This is a genomic window from Wolbachia endosymbiont of Frankliniella intonsa, from assembly GCF_029856955.1.
GTDB lineage: Bacteria > Pseudomonadota > Alphaproteobacteria > Rickettsiales > Anaplasmataceae > Wolbachia.
In genome coordinates this window covers 1,231,250-1,251,258 of sequence record NZ_CP097148.1, presented here as the reverse complement: position 1 = coordinate 1,251,258, position 20,009 = coordinate 1,231,250, and the positions used below count along the sequence as shown (strand labels likewise).

15 protein-coding genes and 3 pseudogenes are annotated in these 20,009 nt (G+C 33.9%); 12 read left to right on the top strand and 6 right to left on the bottom strand.

What is annotated here, in order from left to right:
* Window positions 1–20: 20 nt before the first annotated feature.
* From M3L71_RS06970 to M3L71_RS06940, 7 genes and pseudogenes are all read left to right on the top strand, one after another.
* Window positions 21–647 carry a group II intron maturase-specific domain-containing protein gene (locus tag M3L71_RS06970; protein WP_280143488.1) on the top strand — a complete coding sequence of 209 codons (627 nt, stop codon included), beginning with the start codon at window positions 21–23 and terminating at the stop codon, window positions 645–647.
* Window positions 640–1,401, top strand: a complete 762-nt coding sequence (locus M3L71_RS06965) for an ankyrin repeat domain-containing protein (protein ID WP_280143487.1) — start codon at window positions 640–642, stop codon at window positions 1,399–1,401. Before M3L71_RS06970 ends, M3L71_RS06965 begins: the two co-directional genes overlap by 8 nt.
* 58 nt (window positions 1,402–1,459) lie before the next feature.
* Window positions 1,460–2,692: a hypothetical protein gene (locus M3L71_RS06960; protein ID WP_280143486.1), complete on the top strand. Its 1,233-nt coding sequence runs from the start codon at window positions 1,460–1,462 to the stop codon at window positions 2,690–2,692.
* Window positions 2,693–2,913: 221 nt separating this feature from the next.
* A complete protein-coding gene (gene gyrB / locus M3L71_RS06955; RefSeq protein ID WP_280143485.1) occupies window positions 2,914–5,286 on the top strand; it encodes a DNA topoisomerase (ATP-hydrolyzing) subunit B in 2,373 nt (790 codons plus the stop codon).
* Window positions 5,287–5,478: 192 nt separating this feature from the next.
* Window positions 5,479–6,945, top strand: a complete 1,467-nt coding sequence (gene gatA, locus M3L71_RS06950; RefSeq protein ID WP_280143484.1) for an Asp-tRNA(Asn)/Glu-tRNA(Gln) amidotransferase subunit GatA — start codon at window positions 5,479–5,481, stop codon at window positions 6,943–6,945.
* A 111-nt stretch (window positions 6,946–7,056) separates the two neighbouring features.
* Window positions 7,057–9,585: a DNA polymerase I gene (gene polA, locus M3L71_RS06945; protein WP_280143483.1), complete on the top strand. Its 2,529-nt coding sequence runs from the start codon at window positions 7,057–7,059 to the stop codon at window positions 9,583–9,585.
* Window positions 9,586–10,009: 424 nt separating this feature from the next.
* A pseudogene (locus M3L71_RS06940) lies at window positions 10,010–10,123 on the top strand (IS630 transposase-related protein); the annotation flags it as partial.
* 119 nt (window positions 10,124–10,242) lie between these two features.
* Here M3L71_RS06940 and M3L71_RS06935 read toward each other — a convergent pair.
* A pseudogene (locus M3L71_RS06935) lies at window positions 10,243–10,608 on the bottom strand (transposase); the annotation flags it as partial.
* Window positions 10,605–10,982 (bottom strand): IS630 transposase-related protein, encoded by a 378-nt coding sequence (locus M3L71_RS06930; RefSeq protein WP_280143348.1) that lies wholly within the window; start codon window positions 10,980–10,982, stop codon window positions 10,605–10,607. The gene M3L71_RS06930 and the pseudogene M3L71_RS06935, both read right to left, overlap by 4 nt.
* A gap of 76 nt (window positions 10,983–11,058) precedes the next feature.
* Between M3L71_RS06930 and M3L71_RS06925 the strand changes: the two are divergent.
* The 3 genes and pseudogenes from M3L71_RS06925 to M3L71_RS06915 all read left to right on the top strand — a co-directional run bounded on the left by M3L71_RS06925 (window position 11,059) and on the right by M3L71_RS06915 (window position 13,210).
* Window positions 11,059–11,880 (top strand): annotated as a pseudogene (locus M3L71_RS06925) (IS630 family transposase).
* Complete coding sequence (locus tag M3L71_RS06920; RefSeq protein WP_280143482.1) at window positions 11,877–12,086, top strand: hypothetical protein; 210 nt, start codon at window positions 11,877–11,879, stop codon at window positions 12,084–12,086. Before M3L71_RS06925 ends, M3L71_RS06920 begins: the two are co-directional and overlap by 4 nt.
* Window positions 12,087–12,298: 212 nt before the next feature.
* Entirely contained in the window at window positions 12,299–13,210 is a 912-nt protein-coding gene (locus M3L71_RS06915) for a hypothetical protein (protein ID WP_280143481.1), read from the top strand.
* 37 nt (window positions 13,211–13,247) lie between these two features.
* On the opposite strand, the gene M3L71_RS06910 is transcribed toward M3L71_RS06915, so the two are convergent.
* The 3 genes from M3L71_RS06910 to M3L71_RS06900 form a co-directional block, all read right to left on the bottom strand.
* Complete coding sequence (locus M3L71_RS06910) at window positions 13,248–14,030, bottom strand: exodeoxyribonuclease III (protein ID WP_280143480.1); 783 nt, start codon at window positions 14,028–14,030, stop codon at window positions 13,248–13,250.
* Window positions 14,030–14,737 (bottom strand): uroporphyrinogen-III synthase, encoded by a 708-nt coding sequence (locus M3L71_RS06905; protein WP_280143479.1) that lies wholly within the window; start codon window positions 14,735–14,737, stop codon window positions 14,030–14,032. Before M3L71_RS06905 ends, M3L71_RS06910 begins: the two co-directional genes overlap by 1 nt.
* A gap of 227 nt (window positions 14,738–14,964) precedes the next feature.
* Entirely contained in the window at window positions 14,965–16,497 is a 1,533-nt protein-coding gene (locus M3L71_RS06900) for an actin-bundling T4SS effector WalE1 family protein (protein WP_280143478.1), read from the bottom strand.
* 143 nt (window positions 16,498–16,640) lie between these two features.
* Between M3L71_RS06900 and M3L71_RS06895 the strand changes: the two genes are divergently transcribed.
* Together M3L71_RS06895 and M3L71_RS06890 are read left to right on the top strand one after the other, a co-directional pair.
* Window positions 16,641–16,883 (top strand): hypothetical protein, encoded by a 243-nt coding sequence (locus M3L71_RS06895; RefSeq protein ID WP_280143477.1) that lies wholly within the window; start codon window positions 16,641–16,643, stop codon window positions 16,881–16,883.
* A 69-nt stretch (window positions 16,884–16,952) separates the two neighbouring features.
* A protein-coding gene (locus M3L71_RS06890; RefSeq protein ID WP_280143476.1) for an IS3 family transposase occupies window positions 16,953–18,067 on the top strand; the annotation gives its coding sequence in 2 pieces (ribosomal slippage) (window positions 16,953–17,226 and window positions 17,226–18,067; 1,116 coding nt in all).
* Between the two features lie 529 nt (window positions 18,068–18,596).
* On the opposite strand, the gene M3L71_RS06885 is transcribed toward M3L71_RS06890, so the two are convergent.
* Complete coding sequence (locus M3L71_RS06885) at window positions 18,597–19,973, bottom strand: malonyl-CoA decarboxylase (RefSeq protein WP_280143475.1); 1,377 nt, start codon at window positions 19,971–19,973, stop codon at window positions 18,597–18,599.
* Window positions 19,974–20,009: the final 36 nt, after the last annotated feature.

The window sequence follows — 20,009 nt, the reverse complement described above, 5'->3', positions numbered from 1 at the left end:
CTAATATATTCATGCATCATGTGTTTGATATATGGATGAAAAAGAACTACCCGACAGTACCATTTGAGAGGTGTGTGGATGATGCGATAGTGCACTGCAGAACAGAGAAACAGGCAGAGTTTGTGAAAGTAATGATCGAAGAAAGATTGGCTGAGTATAAGTTGAAATTGCATCCTGAAAAGACACAGATAGTGTACTGTAAGGATGACAATAGGAGTGGTGAATTTCCTAAACAAAGTTTTGATTTTCTGGGTTACACATTCAGACCCAGGTTAGCAAGAAATAAAATAGGGAAGTATTTTGTTTCATTTCTTCCAGCAATTAGCAACAAGGCCAAGAAAAAGATTACTACAACCATAATGTCATGGAAAATGCTACGAAATACGCATATAACATTAGAGGAGATATCAGGAAAAGTAAATCCAATAGTCAGAGGCTGGTATCAGTACTATGGCAAATTTTACAGAACTGAAGTATACAAATCTCTAAAGAATATAGAGCGCCATCTAGAAAAGTGGGTGAAAAGGAAATATAAGAGACTCAGGAGTCACGGAAGACTAGCAAGACAATTTCTAGGAAAGGTGAGAAAGAGGTCTCCGGATATTTTCTATCACTGGACACTAGGGTTAGGCCAAAAGGATGAATAATGGAAGCTGTATAAATCGAGAGGTTTACGTACAGTTTTGCGAGAGACTGGTGGGGAAGTTCCACTGGTCTACTCTCCTTAACGCAAAAACTGTAAATCATGGCAAAGATGACTTAACACCAATGCACCTTGCAATTTTTGCAAACACGCCAGAGTTTATAGAATTGCTAGCTAGCAATGGTGCGTCAATTGATGAAAGAGAAAGCACTGAAGGACATACACCTTTTCACCTTGCTACTTTATATGGAAATAAAAGTGTAATACAAGCCTTAGTTGACAAGGGACAGAATATTGAAGATATTGATAATAATGGGCGTACAGTTTTATTTTTAGCTATTAGGCAATGCACTGAAGCAAAGAATGATAGCAGAGTAGAAGTTATCGAGTATTTGATGAATAAACTCAAAGCAGACATAACGAAAAAAGATAATAATAACAACACAATACTTTTTCCTGCTGCTAATAATTGTCCTGGAAAAGTAGTGGAACTCATCATTAAACAATATATAGAAAGCTTTGGTAGAGATCAGTTGAAGGATTTTATCAACCACAAAAATAAAGATGGAATAGATGCTTTGGATATTGCACTCAATAGTGGAAATGAAAAGGCCATTGAAGTACTTAGCTCATATGGAGCAGATATCGAGAATAAAGTAACTCCCAAGATTACTGTAGAAAAACCACATAGTACCTTAGATGGAGCAGAAAGTATAGAAGTGGTATCCCCAATCAAACAAAAACAAAATCAGCTCTAAATTCCTTGCTTTATTTACATTCTTTCTATAGCACGATATATTAATGTTAGAATAGGGTATGTTTGCAGGTCAAAATAATAATCAACAGCAAAATAGAAATAGAGTACAGGCTTTAATAGAAAGAGTGCAAAATGCTTACAACAACACTAATAAGATTAAAAGATTCATTAATATAGTTTTATTAGTAAGTATGATTGCTTCATTTTTTCTTCTTGTACAGCTCTCTTTGTATTTATCATTAGTAAATTATTTTTTCAAAACAAGGGAAAATGAAAAAAGATTATCAGCGTGGCCAAAAAATGTTATTAGAATAACATTAAGCATTTTTTTAATTGTACACATTATTAATTCTTCTGTGCTTTTGGTACTGCCTATATTGTGTTTATGGTTGCTAAACAAATCACTCATTGAAGACATACAGCAGTTTAACGATTTAATACAACAAATTCCAGAGGAAGAAAGGCCTATTTTCTTTCAAGATTTAGCAGCCATTCCTTTTATGGCACAAACTACTCATGACCCAAGTGCAGTTGCTAGTATAAACTTGAGTGTTGATAGACTCATAGAAAAGTATAAAGAGAATTTAAGCAAAGATGAATTCTATGTGCAGCTAAATATAGGCAACACAACCTACATTGAAGAGTACATCAAACAGTCAAATGAATTTACAGAAGGCGATAAATCTCATGCACTTAAATGCTTAAGATTTATCAATAGAACAGGAGATAATTTTAAAGACAATCATAGTAAGTTAACACTAAAGAAAGCAGCTATTTTATGTTGGAAAGCCTGCAATGATAGAAATAAAGGGACAGAAAATCAAAGAACTCCTTTGAATGATGAAGACATAAAAAACAGAAAAGATATGTTTTTAAAAGGTCTTGTAGACGCTGCAACAACTTACGGTAATCAAGGTCAAAGTTGTGCAGGTGGAACATACAATAAATTATTTGAGTCTTTATCTGTCTTACATCCATCAGTGGTTATTACACTAGATGGAGAAGAGGCTAGAGAAATGATAAAAGAAACGATCACACAAAAATTCCCTGAAATGGCCAAAGCCAATTTCACCAATTTCCCTGGAATAGAACAAGAAAGGATCCGTAGCGAGTTACAAGAGTTATCATCTGAAACAGTAAGGTATATTATGACTACGCATTCAGCTCTTGAGAGAAGGTGTCAAGAGTTCAGCAATAGATTAAACAATGATAAAAAGAATGAAATATTAAAAGAGTGTATAAGCAACTTATCCGGTGTTGATCTAGAAAGTCCAATTGAAAGAAGAAGGTAAATTGTATTTGATTGTGGCCATTTATTTTGAAATATGAAGCAGAATTTTGTGTGGTTGTTTCAATTTAAGTCTATGTATTGAAATAACATGTAAAACCACTTCGTGTAGGTGATGTATTATATTTTATCTATATGTCAAGAATCCTTCTCTCAACTTAAAGATGTTGCTAATCAGCACATACAAATGTAATATTAATTAATATTTATAAATAAAGCAATTCCATGGAAAGCAATTACAACGCTGATGCAATAAAAATCCTAAGAGGTCTTGATGCTGTAAGAAAGCGTCCAGGTATGTACATTGGTGATACTGATGATGGATCTGGTCTGCACCATATGGTGTACGAGGTTGTTGACAATGCGATAGATGAGTCTTTGGCTGGGTATTGCAGTAAGATTGAAGTTAGCATAAATGAAGATGGTTCAGTTTCTGTAACCGACAATGGTCGTGGCATTCCAACAGATATTCACCCAGAGGAAGGGATATCAGCAGCAGAAGTGATAATGACCCAATTGCATGCAGGAGGTAAATTTGACAGCAACACCTATAAGGTTTCCGGAGGATTACATGGTGTTGGTATCTCAGTTGTGAATGCGTTATCAAGCTGGTTGGAATTGACCATCTGGCGCAATAAGAAGGAATACTTCATGCGCTTTGAAGATGGTGAGTCTGTTGAATCTTTAAAGGTAATTAATGAAAACAAAAATAAAATAGGAACTAGAGTAACGTTTATGCCATCAACGGGGACTTTTAGTAGTATTGATTTTAGTTACTCCACTCTTGAGAGTCGCATCAGAGAATTGGCATTTTTAAACTCAAATATTGAGATCATTTTGTGTGATCTCCGTAATAAACCACATGTAAAGTCTCATTTTAACGATAGTAAAGAGTCTGAAGATAATTTTGGTACAGCTAATTTTGTACGGTACTTAGACAAGAATAAGACACATGTTACTAAAATTGCCAGCATTAGAGATGATGTAAAAGATCTAGGTACCAGTGTAGAAATATCAATGGAGTGGAATGATTCCTACTATGAGAATATGCTATGCTTCACAAATAATATAAGACAACGGGATGGTGGTACGCATTTGGCAGGGTTTAGATCTGCACTAACCAGATGTATCAATAACTATGCAAACAATGAAGGTTTTTTGAAGAAGGCAAAAGTGAATTTGACTGGAGAAGATGTTAGAGAAGGCTTAACTTGTGTTTTATCTCTCAAGATGCCTGATCCTAAATTTTCTTCACAGACAAAAGATAAATTGGTCAGTTCTGAAGCGCGGGCAGTTGTAGAGAGCATAGTTTTTGACAAGTTGAGTACAATACTTGAAACTGACCCCAAGTTAGCAGCAAGTATAGTAGAAAGAGCGATTAGGTCAGCAAAAGGAAGAGAAGCCGCAAGAAAAGCACGAGAGTTAGTTAAAAATAAAAACAATATTAATATTGCAACTCTACCTGGAAAGCTTGCCGATTGTCAGGAAAAAGTTCCTGAGTTATCGGAATTGTTTATAGTAGAGGGTAATTCCGCAGGTGGTACTGCAAAGCAGGGACGTAATCGTAAAACACAGGCGGTACTTGCTTTAAGAGGGAAAATTCTAAACGTAGAACGTGCAGGGCTGGATCGTATTTTTTCATCTGCAGAAATTGGCTCTCTGATCACGGCAATTGGGGCTGGAATAGGGAGTGAGCACTTCGATATTGAAAAAACTAGGTATCATAAAATTATCATTATGACAGACGCAGATGTTGATGGCTCGCATATAAGAACTTTGATTCTAACTTTCTTTTTTAGACATATGCGTGAAGTAATTGAAAAAGGATATTTATACATAGCGCAGCCACCGCTCTATAAAGTTACAAAAAATGCTAAAGATACTTATATCAAAGATGATGAAAATTTTGAAGAGTATATAGTAAATTCAGCGATTAAAAGATTAACATTAAATGGTGTAGGCAAAGATTTGCGTTTCGTTTTGAATAACTGCCTCAGTATTTCAAACATTAGCAAAAATTATGATAGGGAAATACCAAAAGATCTCTTAGAATCATTGCTAATTTTAAGCAAAAAGAATGCTCTATTGTCTGCTGATGAGATATTAAAATATTTAAAATTGATGTATAGTGAATATAATTGGGAAGTAGAAGTAAAAGATGAGGAAATTCACATTGCTAAATTGTTTCAAGGGTTAGCAGACAAATATGTATTCTCGCTTAGTATGCTTGAAAGCAAAGAAATACGGAATATATTTAGTTCTCTTGATAACATAATTGACTTATTTAATGGTGATTCATTTTTACAGTCGCAAGAAACTGAAATAAAAATAAAGTCTCCAAGTGCACTCGCAAAAATAGTGATGGATTATGGTAAAAAAGGTTTAACTCTGCAGAGATTTAAAGGCCTTGGTGAAATGAATGCTGATCAGCTTTGGGAAACTACACTCAATCCAGAAACTAGAACTCTGCTAAAAGTTGAAATAAAAGATTGTGAAGAAGCAGATAGCATATTCTCGGTGCTAATGGGTGATATAGTTGAACCACGTCGTGACTTTATAAATAACAATGCACTTAACGTGCATGATATTGATATTTGATTTTAGAAATCTAGATATGAAGGCCCTTAGGGCTTAGCATTGTGTGCCAACACAACATTTAAAACGTACTACTAATCAGTCTATTTCAGAAATCTGAATTGATCTTGATTGTATTACTATTTTCGATCATAAATATATAGATTTTCTGCCCTATTGTTGTTATAATTAATACCTCGCTAAAATTGAATATTAATGAATGAATTGAGAAGGCTCACTATTACAGAGATGCATGATGGACTTAGGCGGGGAGATTTTTCTGCTGTTGAGCTTGTAGAGACGCATGTTAATGCAGTAGAAAATGAGCAACTAAATGCATTTGTAACAAAAACCCCAGAAATCGCGATAAAAGCTGCTAAAATAGCAGATCAATACTTCTTTAAACAAAAAGATAATATTTCACCACTTATGGGCATACCAGTTGGTGTTAAAGATTTATTCTGTACAAAAGGAATAAAAACAACAGCATGCTCAAAAATGCTGGAAAATTTCATCCCGACTTATGAATCTACGGTGTCTAACTTGCTTTTAAAAAATGGAGCAGCCATGCTTGGTAAACTTAACATGGATGAGTTTGCTATGGGTTCTGCGAACACAAACAGCTATTTTGGTCCTGTTGAAAATGTGTGGGTTAGAAAAAGTGACGGAGAAAAAGTTGTTCCTGGTGGGTCCTCTGGTGGATCTGCAGCATCAGTTGCTGGGTTTTTATGTGCTGGAGCATTAGGAAGCGATACTGGTGGGTCTGTACGTCAACCAGCAGCTTATTGCGGAGTAGTGGGAATAAAGCCAACTTATGGAAGGTGTTCGCGTTTTGGTATGATTGCATTTGCGAGCTCTCTTGATCAAGCAGGAGTAATTACTCGTTCCGTTTCTGATTCAGCGTTAATGCTGGAAACAATTTGTGGCTATGATGAAAAAGATTCAACATCGAGCAAAAGGCCAGTGCCTAAATTTTCCAGTTTTATAAATGGTGATATCAAGGGTAAGCGCATTGGTATACCAAAAGAGTATAAGATGGATGGAATTTCAGATGAAATAGTTCATAATTGGGAAAAAGTTTCTTCCAATTTAAAAGAAAATGGTGCTGAAGTTGTTAACATTACTCTGCCTTATACTAAATATGCTATACCGGTTTACTATCTAATTTGTTCTGCTGAAACTTCATCTAATCTTGCTCGCTATGATGGTGTACGTTATGGATTCAGGGTTGATGCTGATACCCTTGAAGAAATGTATTCGCTAACAAGAGCAGAAGGTTTTGGTAAAGAAGTGAAAAGGAGAATTTTAATTGGTTCTTATGCTCTTTCTTCAGGTCATTACAATGAGTATTATGAAAAAGCACAGTGCATTAGGGCATTAATCAGAAATGATTTTATAAAAGCGTTTGAAAAAATAGATTACATACTTGTGCCATCTGCTCCAACAGAGGCTTTTGGCTTAAATGAAAAGCCAGACCCGCTAATTATGTGCATCAATGATGTGTTTACGGTGCCGGCAAGCTTAGCAGGGTTGCCTGCTATTTCTGTTCCTGTTGGACTTTCCAATGAAGGCTTACCACTTGCTTTACAAGTAATTGGAAATTATTACGATGAAGCTGGAATATTAAATATGGCAAGTGTGATAGAGCAAAATTGTGGCAGAATAGTTAATTCCCTTACGTAATATGTTTTCTTATAGTAACTATAGCATTATGATTATTTTGGCTATAGGAAACAAGAGCTTGATTTTTATAGCTAAATAACAGACCATCAAAGGCACACATAAATATCTACAATGAAAGAAAAAACTTTCACAATCATTGATGGTTATGGTTTTCTTTTCAGAGCTTACTATGTCTTACATCATTTAACTACCACAGCTGGTATTCCAGTAGGTGCTGTGTACGGTTTTCTTAATATGGTTCTGAAGTATATTTCCCATTCGGACTACTTAACTATAGCACTTGATTCTGGCAAAAAAAATTTCAGGCACAGTTTATATTCTGAGTATAAAGCAAACAGAGTAACACCTCATGAGGATCTAATTCCACAATTTACAATACTGAGAGAAGCGGTAGAAGCTTTTAACTTCAGCTATGAAGAGATTGAAGGCTATGAAGCAGATGACATAATTGCAACACTAGCTGCAAAATATGCCAACCACGAAGACTTTAAAGTAGTAGTAGTCTCATCAGATAAAGACTTATTTCAACTTTTGAATTACAACATTCTAATATTTGATCCTATCAAAAATATATACGTAGATGAAAAACAAGTGATAGAAAAATTTGGTGTAAATTCAAATAAGCTTCTTGATTTATTTTCTCTAACTGGAGATGCATCTGATAACATTCCAGGCGTTCCAGGAATAGGGGAAAAGACTGCAGCTAAATTGCTGGATAAATTTGATTCGTTGGATAACGTTATAGAAAACATCAATAACATTGAGCAAACAAGAGTTCGTAATATTCTTACTGAGCATAAGGAAAAAGCACTAATTTCAAGAGAACTTTTGTCACTATGCAAAAAAGTAGATCTTCAACATGATATTGTAAAATATGAAGTCCATCCTCCAAATATGGAAAAATTGTTATCCTTTTTGAAGAAATATGAATTTAATTCATTGATAGCAAAAGTAGAAAAGCTCTTTTCTTATAGTGGATCTAGCACAAAAGAGAAAATAGAATATAGTAGTGAAGAATTAGAAAAATTTTTGGAGCATTGCAGATATGAAGGTAAAATTGCAATTCATTGCCACTTTGAGAACAATAGATTGAACAAAATCTCCTTATCTTGTAGTGAGGATAATATTTTCTACATAGATCAAAGCTGCCTACAAGATGCACTTACTATAATAAATTCAACTTTATTTTCAAATGGGGTGCTTAAAATAGTACATGATATTAGAAAGATCAGAGAAATATTTCCTACAATAGAGAGAGTGCTAGACTCAATTGATGACCTGATGATCATGTCATACAGCCTTGACACAGGTAAGCATGATCACAGCATTCCAAACATAATTGCACACAATTTAAGTAAAAATGTAGAAACTTTCTCGGCAAAAATTTTAATAGCGATCCATGAGAAACTGACACAAAGATTATTTCAGGAAAAACTTTTTACGATTTACGAGCGCTTTGATAGACCTCTCATGAAAGTAATATTTGATATGGAGCAAAATGGAATACTGCTCAATATTCAAAAACTACAGGAATTGTCTGATAAGTTTGAGCAGCTAATTGCTGTACTTGAAAACGATATACATAATTTAGCAGGAGAAAAATTCAACATTGCATCGCCAAAACAATTAAGTGATGTTTTGTTTAATAAAATGGAGCTAAGTAAAAAGAAAAAGTCAAAATCTGGGTCTTATAGCACAAACTCTGAAGTTCTAGAGGCACTTGAAGAGGAGGGGACAGAAATCGCAGGTAAAATTTTAAGTTGGCGACATTCAAGTAAATTAAAGGGTACCTATACTGACGCGTTAATAAAACAGGTTGATCCGCTTGATGGTAGAATACATACAAGCTTTTCAATCACTGTGACTGCAACTGGAAGGCTGAGCTCTAGCAATCCTAATTTACAAAATATTCCTATCAGAAGCGAAGAAGGTAGTCTTATCAGGCAAGCCTTTATTGTGCCAAAAGGTTGCAAGATAATTTCTGCTGACTATTCACAAATAGAATTAAAACTCCTGGCACACGTTGCAAATGTTACCGCATTTAAAGAAGCTTTTGCAAACAGGCAAGATATTCATGATATCACTGCAAGACAAGTTTTTGGAGTGCAAGAAATAGATGAGCAATTAAGACGCAAAGCAAAAACCATTAATTTTGGCATTATATATGGCATTAGTCCATTTGGCCTTGCAAAGCGACTTGGCATTACCTTTCAAGAGGCTGCTGAATACATTAATTACTATTTTTCTTGTTACCCAGAAATAAAGGTCTATATGGAAAAAGCAGTATCTATCGCGAGAAATCATGGTTATGTAGAGACTTTGTTTGGTAGAAGATGTTTTGTAAGAGACATCAACAATAAAATTCCTTATCTAAGACAATTTGCAGAAAGGGCAGCAATAAATGCACCACTGCAGGGAACTGCCGCTGATATAATAAAACGCGCGATGATTCGGCTTTTTGATCAGTTAAAGTCAGGTAAAATAATCCTCCAGGTTCATGATGAATTACTTGTAGAAGTGGAAGAGAGCAGAGTGCAAGAAACAGCAAAACTTATGAAAGATATAATGGAAAATGCAGTAGAAATCTCTATACCACTTGAAGTAGAAATAAAAATTAGCGACAACTGGGGCTTTTCTTAATTATACCGTAGACCCTAAGAACCTGTCTTGAAAGGACTTAATTAACAAGCATAGTCATATTAAATATTTCTTGAAGTAAGGAGAGTACACTCATACGTCAAGCAAACAACATTTACCTAAAATTCTGTGACATTAGCAGCTTTCTTGCCCCGTTTTCAGTAAACAGTGATTCTTCTATATATTAGAAAAATTTTTATTTTAATTAGCGTTAAACTATAGGCGCCTATTGGTTTTTAGCTAAAGTATAGCTCTTTTCATAATGGTCCAAACGGTTTAAAATAAGAGTTTATAGTAGTGAAGGTAATACCAATTCCCATTAGTAATAAAACACATGAAAAGGAGCTCTTTTTGCCTATAATTAGGGAGTTAAGCAAATTTATAACCTACCTCATTTGTCTTGCCAATAACGATTATTGGTATAAGTATGCCAGCAGCATATAGTTATGATTTAAGAAAAAAAGCAATGGAGGTGCTAGACGAAGGGGAAAGCAGAGAAACGGTAGCAGCAAGATTTAAAATTGGAAGAACTATAGTATTTTCTAAAATGAATGGATAAATTTCCATTATGGTATTACCAACCAAAAGTTGTAAGTCTGTACATTTATACATTAGAGGTCTGAGGCGGCTTTTGATGGTATGCCAACAGTGTTCTATGGGATTCAAATCTGGTGAATATGTTGGAAGATACAGCACATGAAAGCCAAAAGACTCTATTAATGATTTTGTTTTAGTGGTCTTATGAAATGTAGCATTATCCATAACTATGGTTGTGCCAAGTGGCAATTTAGGTAATAACATCTTCTCCAACAATATATTGAATACCTCTTTTTCACACCCACCTTTGAAAGTCATTGGTGCAATAAATCTCATTCCAATCCACCCGGCTACTATACTGATTCTCTCTCGAGTTCTCCCTGGAACATCTGCATAAATTTTCTTTCCTCTTGGAGCACGTCCATATTCTCGGTATAACTTATTATCAACTCCTGCTTCATCTATATATAAGATGCTGGAATGTTCTATTTTTGAGATTTTATCAATAAATTGCTGCCTATCTTCTTGATTGCGCTCTTGATATAGTGTGACTTTTTTAAAGTAATTTTTAGCTGTTTTAGTCTATACCAAATTGAATTTATTCCAAATCCAAGATTTTGTTTCATCTCTGCCAGAGTATGATCTGGATTCTTTGTAACATATTCTTCGAGTATTTTTGGGTCTATTTTTCGAATAAAGCTACCGTTTTTAGATGGCTTTAAGCTTTCACCAGCAGCTTTCTTTTTTAACCAGCGGTACAGAGTTGCTATTCCTATCTCCATGAGCTCTGCTATCTCAACCTTTGTCTTCCCTTTTTCTATCATCAATACTGCCTTTTCCCTTAAATCCACACTATATGCCATTATAACTCAAATACTTTATTATACCTTTATCATTTGCTTTGGGAAATACTATAGTTATGATTTAAGAAAAAAAGCAATGGAGGTGCTAGACGAAGGGGAAAGCAGAGAAACGGTAGCAGCAAGATTTAAAATTGGAAGAACTACATTATGGGAGTGGCAGCAAAGAAAAAAAGAAACAGGAGATTTTCAGTCGAAAAAACTTGGAAATGGAGGTTATAATCATAAAATTACCGACTGGAATAAATTTACTGAATTTGCCAAAAAAACATGGTGGAAAAACTCTATCGGAAATGGCTAAGCTTTGGAGTAATGTTAGTATCCCAACGATTCATCTAGCTCTTAAAAAAATTGGACTCACACGCAAAAAAAGACATATGGATACAAAGAAAGGAATGAAGAAAAACGTGCTGAATTTTTGAAAATTATAGCAACGAAAGAACCTCAAAACTTAGTATATATAGATGAATCTGGTATTGATAATACCGAAGACTATCCCTATGGATATTCTCAGAAAGGACAGCGATTTTATGCCCTAAAATCTGGAAAGAAAACTCAACGAATTAGCATGATTGCAGCTCTAAATAGTAGAAAAATAGTTGTTCCGTTAACATTTGAGGGCCATTGTAATATGGATATCTTTAATAAATGGTTTGAGCAGTTTTTGACACCTATTTTGGAACCTGGACAAACTGTTATCCTTGATAATGCTACTTTTCATAAGTCTAATAAGATTACTGAACTTGCTAAAGAAGTTGGTGCTGAAATTTTGTATCTTCCTACGTATTCCCCAGATTTCAATAAAATTGAGCATCATTGGTTTGCTATAAAAAATAGAGCTAGGAAAAACATCCCTCTATTCACATCTTTTCGTCATGCTGTTGATTCTGCTTTTCTATGAACTTTCCGGACTATTATGAAAAGAGCTATAAAGGTCAAATATCTGGAATTCTGGACATAAAATCCCCCTGTGTAAAAAAAAGATTAGAAAAAAGTGCAGCGCACATACAACAGAGATTAATCATATTTACATGCACTAAAGAAGATACGCTACGCTTTTTGATTAAAAATTTGACTGAAAAGTCTGCAGACAAAGATATATTTTGAGCTCTTAAAATATCTCTAACTGTAATTATAATCAGATTTAAAATATATGGAAGCAATTTTTTACATTCCCTTATCACTTATATCATTTGTTACTTTTCTATTTTTTGCTTTATTCTTTTCTTTTTTTCTCTTTCAAGACAGGTTCTAAGAAATTTGAACTAATACGAAAAATATGCTATAATTATGGCATAGGTAAATGAAATAGGTCAACCATGACAGTTCCACCAGTAAAAGCAGAGTCTTCAAAATCACCTATAAAGGAAAGTGAGATAATTTTCAAAGAAGAACATAAGGCAATTTATGATGCCTTCATGGAAGAATTACAAGATAAAGCCAAATCACAGGAGAGCCCACGAATAACTAATGTTTTCATATCAGATTATGAGTACATACTACTTAATAATGTCAATCCAGAAAAGATAAGACCACTCAGTGAAGAGAATTTTTGTCAGTTTTTACTTTCTGTGCTTAAAGAAATTAGAGAGAAAAAATTAGCTAGAGAGGAAGATAGTAAAGTAAAGCAAATAGTAGAAGGATGCTTAGATGATGTACGTGGTACAGAAGCTAGGGATTGGGTTGTTGATTTTGTTAAGCGTAAAATACCTGGAAGAGGATTATTAAAAAAAATACCAGGTCTTGGAAAAGTTTTAGATGTTAAGGAAGAAGAGGATAAACCACTACTTAGTGATGAAGAGATGGTAACAAAGTTCTTACGTAAAGTTTTTCTTCCTATTTTTTTTTCCATTGCTTCAATATTAATTTTTGGTCCTACTACACTTGCGATAATTGCTGCTGTTATTGGTACAATATTTGCTGTAAAGGGAGGAATTGAAGTTCTTTTTTCAAATAATAGGCCGGGTACTTTATATGACCCTAGCTCACCAGATAAAGATGATATAGAAAAGAGAGAAAAATTGAATGAAAAAATTCGCAATGGCATTGATGATATTTTCAAAACCGAAATCAAAGAAATTACTGAACAAATTTCTCAGGGAGACGGAGAGAATAAACAGCATTTTGCTTCTGAGCGAGTTTGCAGTCCACGAAAAGAAACACCTTCTACCCTTAAACAACCTACTTTAGATCAGCCAGCCAAAAGCACAGAAAAGACAGCAGTCAATTAAGACCTATTTGCCAAAGGTGAATTGTGTAATAGGTCTTTTATTGTTTTATAACACATACAACGGGAGTATGATCAGATGGGTTTTCTAGTTTACGCAACCTATCATCTATGTAACATGTTTCCAATTTATCTGCAGCTTGTGGCGATAGCAGAATATGATCTATTCGCATTCCTTGATTGTTTCTGAGTGAATTACCTTGATAATGCCACCAAGTGAATTGTTGTAAGTTGAGGTGAGATATTCTAAATGCATCTTTAAAACCAATATTCAAGATCGCTCTTAATTTCTCACGCTCTTTTATATGAAAGCACACTTGGCCATTTAATAAATTTGAATCAAAAACATCAATTTCATCCAGTGCAACATTATAATCGCCAGCTATAATAGTTAACTCTTCATTTTTCAACAAAGTGCCCATCCTTTCATATAGGTTATCAAAAAACTTGAGTTTATACTCAAAAGTATGAGAGTCTGTTCTTTGACCGTTTGGAACGTATACACTTCCTACCCTTACTTTATTATTGGTGTGTTTTATCACACACTCTATATAACGTGCTTCTTGATGACTCTCTACAACATCAATTTTTAATTTTTCCAGTATTGGATATTTAGATAAAACACAAACACCATTTCTTGCAACCTGTCCATAGACAGCATATTCATATCCTAACTTTTCTATCTCTGCATAAGGAAATTGCTCTTCTGTACATTTTATCTCTTGCAGCAAAACTATATCTATCTGACTATCAACTATAAAACTACAAAGTTGGTTAATTCTTTTACGTATGGAGTTTACATTCCAAGTTGCAATCTTTAGCATCAACAATCCTTATTAATTATATCAATTAAACTCTCCCCTGTGGGCAACCTCGATGTTATAATTTTTTTCCACTTGATTAACTTTAAACTATCAGCAATGTTTTTACTCATGGTATATGCAACTGTATTATTCATCACAGGAGATAGCCCACTTTTTAGAACTAATGAACAAAATACCCTTGCAGTTTGTGAGGAAAAAAAAGCAACGCTATCAATTTTACCGTCCAATAGTAAATTTTTACACCTATTAGTTAGACTCCTTTTAGTAATTGTTTTATAGAGTACAACTTCTCTTACGTTAAAACCTTCTTCAGATAATCTTTTTTTTAGGTCACATGATACTTCTTGTCCCCTTATATATAAGAACTTTATTGCATTTGAATAATGAGATTTTATGAATGATATCAGACCATCAACGTTGCTGTCTGCTGAGATTATATCGGAAAATCCAAAATTTTTTGCAGCCTGCATAGTTGAATTACCAACTGTAATAATCGAAAAGTTATCCTCTTTGCATATTTGACTGAAAGCCTTTACACTGTTTTTACTTGTAGATATCACAACATCAAATTCGTGCGCGGATATATCAGGATTTAAGTACTTTATTGTGAATAATGGCTCTATAAAAACTTTGTACCCATATTTTTTTAGCGTGCTTCTTGTGCTCAACGAATGTAATAAAGGCCTTGTCAATAAAATAGACTTCATTCTGGTTTATTTCACTAGCAGTAAAATAATATCCTTTATACACAAATTATTGAATAAAAACTTTCATTTTTTAAGTTTCTTGCATAATCTAGAAAAAAGGCAAAAGAAACTCCATAATTGGCCCAGTGCTAGAAAACTGATCTTAAATAAGTGAAAATTTTGACTAAATGGAAAAAAGGATGTTACTCATTGAGTAACATCCTTTTGGAGAAAGTAGGTAGTTTTATTTACTTTACTTTTATGTGTGGAGTTTGCTGCTCTGCTTTAGCTTCAGCAGTTACTGTTGAAGAAGGTCCCACCAATTTTTCCAAAGAACCTGTCTTTCTTAAGTTATCTTGGGTTTTTAACTTGCCATTTTTCTCAGTGAACATACCATGTTGCGGAGAAGAACTTGGTGAATTGAACCCACTATCAGAACTATGAAGGTAACTGGCAAAGCTAGAAGTTGTAGCAGTACTGTGAGTGCTTAAAGAACCCATTGAATTGCTTCTTAGCGGTTTCTCCGGAGCAACATAAAAACGGCTATTTCCTATCTCCGCAGATGGCATCTCATCCTCAGAAATCCTTTTATATCCTGTGCAAGTAACTTCCTCTGGCTTTTTGACACCTTTTAGTGGTGATAACAACTTGCTCCAAAATGAAGTAGGTTCTTTTACTTCCCTATTCTCATTAGGATTTAATAAGTCTGCTTTGCTGCTAACAGTACTTATAGAACTCGTTGAACTACTACCTGATAAGCTATTTTCCAGTGAATTCATAGAACTTGCTTTATGCCTTTTTGCTGACTTATTAAGCCTTTCTAAAGTATTAAAAAAATTATGCTCTTTTTTGCATTCTCTAATAATTTCCTTAATCTCACCATGATGTTCAGAAAAAATTTCATATAGGTTGCTATTATCTTTATCTAACAAATGTTGCAACTTCTTAGCATCTAATTTATTGATAAAATCTATTTGCTGATCCAATAGGTTGGTCAACTGGTCCTTTTTGGCACTTCGTTGATCATCAATAGGATAAGATTTTTCTGATATTTTTCCTACCAATTTAGAAAACATTTCCTTAGTGAAAGCAGAGCCGTTTACGGCCTTGTCTTCAAAAACTTTCTTGGTAAGCATTTCCTTTACACTGTTGAAATTTCTCGTTTTTTCTGTTGTTTTCAAAATAACAGTTTGATCTTCATTACCTATTGAATATGGGATACCATCTAAACTAGACATGCTTGCACCACTATCACTCATCTTCCTTCCAAGGTTTTGAATGTTATCCCCCATTTTTCTTAATGTAGAGCTAGCTCTCTCTTGTGTTGCCTGTTTTACAGAACTTGCAGTTTCTTTTACCGAATTCTTGGCATATACAGCACCATCTTTGATTTTTCCGCCAATATGCTTCGCCCCTTCAACTGTTTTTTCTGCTGACCATTTGAGTCCTTTATATCCAGATTGAACTGCTTTTACAGCAACTTTCACAGCGAAAAATAGAGTAAGACCAACTATAGCACCTGGTATAGCAAGTGTTGCACCAACTGCCAAAAGTGGTAGCACTGCTGTAAATAATCCACTTGCTGTACCTACTACAAGGGCCTTATCTCCTTGCTTCATTTTAGAGAATTCTGTATCTCCTTTTACCAGATCCATAATTCTGTCTTTTAGCTTCTTGGGATCGTGAATGATATCTGAATTTAATGAAGAATCTTGAATCATTTTAAGATCATCTTGCTTATTTTCAACAAAATTTGAAGAGTTTTTTTCACTAGGTGACATTTTTAACCTCACTATTAATTAAACATACTAATATTGTATATATCTGATTCTTAAGTTAGGGTTAATTCATCTAACAATGTTCATTTGCACTCAAATGATTTTACTTGATGTGTTTTGTTGAAAGGACAGAAAATTAGTGATTGTTGCGGTATGATGTTTCGTTTGGATTATCTATAGTTGAAGTAAAAACTCATAATCCTCAAGGGGTAGATTTTTCCGTAGCCTTAGCAGGAACTGTGTTTGGATCTGATAATTCTGTGTTTACCTTAGTTGGCTCTAATGGAGTTTGCAGTTTTTCCGGTTTATCGTCTGGAATTGGAGTAGGCCAATCCATAATGTTTTGTGGTATGTTTGTTCGAGCTTCTTCTTCCTTATCCTCTTTTTGACCTATAATTCACCCCATAAACTAGACAAAAAAATGGTTGATCCGAGTAGGAAGGTAAAGGGGTAAAAGAATGGAAACAAAAAAATATGAACCAGAGTTAAAAGCAAAGATAGCTTTGGAAGCAATAAAAAATCAAAAAAGCACAGCTGAGATATGTAGTGAATATAAAATACCATCAACAAATCTATATGATTGGCGTGATAGAGTATTGGCAAGGTTAAAAGACCTATTTGTTGAAGAAAGTGAAAGTGCGAGAAAACAAAGAATCTTAGCGCAAGAAATAGAAAGTTTACATAAAGTAATAGGAGAATTGACAGTGGAAAATAGCTATTTGAAAAAAAAATTACTGAAATAAGCAAAAAAGATAGAGTAAGGTTTATAGAAAAAGATTCTGATCTGTCAATTAGGAAACATGCTGATTTATTGGGGATTTGCAGATCTAGCCTATATTATAGGCCTATAATTAATAACGAAAGTGAAGTAGCAAATTTGATTCAAGAAGTATATTTGGCTTCTGATTGCCGTTATGGATATCGTAAAATTACTGCTGAAATCATAGCGAGTGGGGTAGTAGTCAATCGCAAAAAAATCTTAAGAATTATGAAAAAAATGAAGATTAGTGGGCTGTATTGTAGAAAAAGATGTAATACAAGTATTAAAGAAAAAAAGCATAAAATATATCCTTATCTACTCAAAGATTTGATTATTTGTAGAGTTAATCAGGTATGGGCTACTGATATAACATATATTATGGTAGAAGGTAAGTTTGTCTATTTTGTGGCAATAATGGACTTGTATAGTCGCTATATTATTGCTCATTCATTATCACCATATCTCGATGCTGGATTTTGCCTTTATACTCTCAAAGAAGCTCTAAAACAAGGTAAACATGAGATTTTTAATAGTGATCAAGGGGTACAGTTTACTTGCTACAACTTTATTACGGAATTAGAGCATGCTAATATTAAAATCAGTATGGACCATAAAGGACGTTGCTTCGACAATATATTTGTTGAGCGCTTATGGAGAACTTTAAAGCAAGAAGCTATATATTATTATAGACCAAATAGTATCAGAGATTTGAATCTTATAATAAATGACTTTGTTGGTTGGTATAACTATAGAAGGCTACATCAGACTCTAAATTATAAAGTTCCTGCTGATCTTTATTATCATAAACAGTAAATGAATATATTGATAAATACTTTAAATGTGTGTCGACGTATTTATCAACATATTCATTTTAAAAATCGGATCACTTTAAAAAAATGGTCTAGACAAATGGGTGCACTATACTTGTCCCAATCCTGTTTTCAATCCTTCAATTATGATTACCATCTCTAAGACAGACCCTAAGTTTTGATAATGTATATTAATTTTTTCACTACTTAGGCTACCTCGATTGCTATCCCAGTCGATAGCAATGTTAGTAAACATAGAATTAAGGCCTTCATAAATATCTTTCAATAGACTTGATTTCTCTGAGTTTATTCCATCACGTTTAATACTACTAACATAATCATTAAATGACTTTATTTCTTCAGAATATGTAAAGACACTGTACAGTTCTTTACGTGTTACTCTATCTTGTATTTTTTGTTTTATTTTTTTTAATATCTCACCACTAATACATTTTACCTCATAAAACTATTCAATATTATATACATAAACATTAGGGAATGTTAGCACTTTCTACATGCTTGCGCACTTCCTATTATTCCTTTAACATAGCCGACACTTTTTTTGAATGAGAAATCACTTTATTAATCATATAATTCTCATGATTGTTACCTATTTTAGGCAATTCATACAAATAATTAACCATTATCCCGGCTGACTGACTAATGCCTTTTTCAGAAGTATCAGCAATCCAGTTTAGTTGTTTTATTGATGCACCATTGCTTAAATGAAAGTGTGCGACCGGATCATAAGCACCACCACTACTGCTTTTAACCTTTAGCAAATAGTGTGCACAAAGTTTCAGTAGGGACTGTTTTTCGCATTCAATGTTAGTTTTTATGCTTTCTAAAATTTCTGTACCTGATTGTTTTATATTAAGCTTACCTAATAAAGCTAAGTCTTGATTTTTTAGCCATTTTGTAAATCCAGGAACTGGAGAAAGAGTTGCATACACTTTTACGCTTTTAAATTCTTGCGATAGTTTTTCTACGACTCTCTTTATTAAAAAGTTACCGAGGCTAATTCCAGATAAACCAGTTTGAGTGTTTGATATTGAATAGAATATAGCAGTACTTGCACTGCTTGGGTCACTTGAGGGCACTGACTCATCCAAAAGGTGTTGAATACTATCTGAAATCTCATTCATCAATGCAACCTCTACAAAAATTAGAGGTTCGTTTGGTATTTTGTAATGAAAGAAAGCAAAACAGAGACGATCAGAATCTAGCCTATTTTTTAGGTCACCCCAAGAAGAAATTTTATGTACAGCTTCATATTTTATAAGTTTTTCCAACAATGATGCAGGTGAATCCCAGGTGATTTGATGAAGATCAAGTAGATCAACATCAACCAAAGTACAGAGTATATTTTTTAATTCATTTTCTAGTGGGTTTAGATTTTCATATTGGTTCTTTAGCTTAAGCACATCAGAACGCATATCAACAATAAACTTAAGACCTTCTGGTAAGGAGATAAACTGCTTCAATATTTTAGAGCGTGGTGATTCAAGGACTTTTATTAAGTCTTGTTCAAACTTATAGCTCGACTCAGAATCTTGATTTTTCTTATATACTTTTATTTCTTCATCTATTTTCGTTTTATCCGGATTGAACTTTTCTGCCAGGGTTTGTAAAAATTTTATTTGACCTGCCTCTGATAAACTCAAGTACAAATTACCAAGAGATACGGTGTTCTTACGTGCTGAGACTTCACCCCCCTTTGGGTTTAAGCATTCGTTCATCTTCAAGACTAAACTATCGACATCGCGACTACTACTTAAATCAGGGTTAATATTGCCAACCCATGATCTTACAGCGTTTGCTACTTCACCTAGTATCTTAAAAAAGCTCTTTGGTGCTTTCTGATCTTCAACTTTCACTATATCAGTTTTTGCTAATGATTCTTTTGTCATAAATTCCTTTTACTATGTATCTATCTTAATTTAAAG